Source organism: Mycobacterium sp., assembly GCF_049281135.1.
Lineage (GTDB): Bacteria > Actinomycetota > Actinomycetes > Mycobacteriales > Mycobacteriaceae > Mycobacterium.
Genome location: NZ_JBAPRN010000228.1, coordinates 1 through 1,719, shown reverse-complemented (window position 1 = coordinate 1,719; position 1,719 = coordinate 1). Strand labels below are relative to the sequence as shown.

The window sequence follows — 1,719 nt, the reverse complement described above, 5'->3', positions numbered from 1 at the left end:
GTGGCGGCGGCCCGGCAGTCCCGCTCTGCGGTGCGGGCCGCAACCGGTCGCGCAGGAAGTCGTCAGGCTCGCTCATGAGCTCGTCGAACGCGACACGACGCCGATGCGGAGGGCGGCCAAGCTCATGGATTTCATCGTAGAGCCGCCGCGGCCCGCCCAACGCCACCACCGCCGATCCCGCAGGTCAGGGGCATCGATCTGGGCCGTCCTCGAAAAAATATCGGGCAACTTTTGCGCGGGGCCCGCCGAGGCCCGGTTCTCCTCGGCCAACGTCCGCGGTGTCGGGCATTCGACGAGCCCGTAGAGCCGCGCTGCCACGCCTTTTGGTGATCTGCGTCACCGGCTGCGCCCGTTGATTGTGAGGCGCGCGGGTTTTCGCGACTTCCTCAGACCCCCATCACAGCAAATTGTCGGCCCGACACCGGCCATGGAAGGAACCGCGCCCATCCGGTCGAAGCCGGCGTTGTCGCGTCCAAATGCTTTGTGGCACAACCTGACCGCGCCGGCTGCGGTGTGCATGACAGCACAGTGCGACAGCACCGGCCGCTGACGGGTTAAGATGGCCCAAGTTGGCATGTCAGGCTGGTTTTGTCATATCGTTTTACGACTTGTCGAAAACCGGGAACAGGGCCACCGTTCAGCGCCGTACGGATCCTCCCCAACCGGATCGTCGTTTCAGGCGAGCAGCACATCGACAGGACCGAAGGGGCCCAGCCCGCAGCCCTTGGGGGCGGCCGCCAACGGAGCGATTCGTGAATGCTGCGGCGGAAAGTATTGGTGAAGGGTCAGGTGGGAATGGCGCCCAACCGCGTCGGGCTCTACAACCCCGCGTTCGAGCATGACTCGTGCGGGGTGGCCATGGTCGTCGACATGCACGGCCGGCGCAGCCGCGACATCGTGGATAAGGCAATCACCGCGCTGGTGAACCTCGAGCACCGCGGTGCCCAGGGCGCCGAGCCGCACAGCGGTGACGGTGCCGGCATCCTGATCCAGGTTCCCGATGCGTTCCTGCGCGAGGTAGTCGACTTCGAGCTGCCCGAGGCGGGCAGCTACGCCACCGGCATCGCGTTCTTGCCGCAGTCGTCCAGAGAAGCGGCCGCCGCCTGCGCTGCGGTCGAGAAGATCGTCGAAGCCGAAGGCCTGCAGGTTTTGGGCTGGCGCGAGGTACCCACCGACGACTCATCGCTGGGCGCGCTGTCCCGCGACGCGATGCCTACCTTCCGCCAGGTGTTCATCGCCGGCGCCGACGGCATGCAGCTGGAGCGCCGCGCCTACGTGATCCGCAAGCGCGCCGAGCACGAGCTCGGCACCAAGGGCCCGGGACAGGACGGCCCCGGCCGTGAAACCGTCTACTTCCCAAGCCTTTCCGGCCAGACCATGGTCTACAAGGGCATGCTGACCACGCCGCAGCTCAAGGCGTTCTATCTGGACCTGCAGGACCAGCGGCTGACCAGTGCGTTGGGCATCGTGCACTCGCGGTTCTCCACGAACACCTTCCCGTCGTGGCCGCTGGCGCATCCGTTCCGCCGCATCGCACACAACGGCGAGATCAACACCGTCACCGGCAACGAGAACTGGATGCGCGCCCGCGAGGCGCTGATCGACACCGAGGTTTTCGGATCCCGCGACGACGTCGACAAACTGTTCCCGATCTGCACGCCGGGCGCCTCCGACACCGCCCGATTCGATGAGGCGCTCGAGCTGTTGCACCTGGGCGGG

1 pseudogene is annotated in these 1,719 nt (G+C 66.7%); it reads left to right on the top strand.

What is annotated here, in order from left to right:
• Positions 1-795 precede the first annotated feature (795 nt).
• Positions 796-1,719, top strand: a pseudogene (locus tag WAN02_RS09350) (glutamate synthase subunit alpha); the annotation flags it as partial.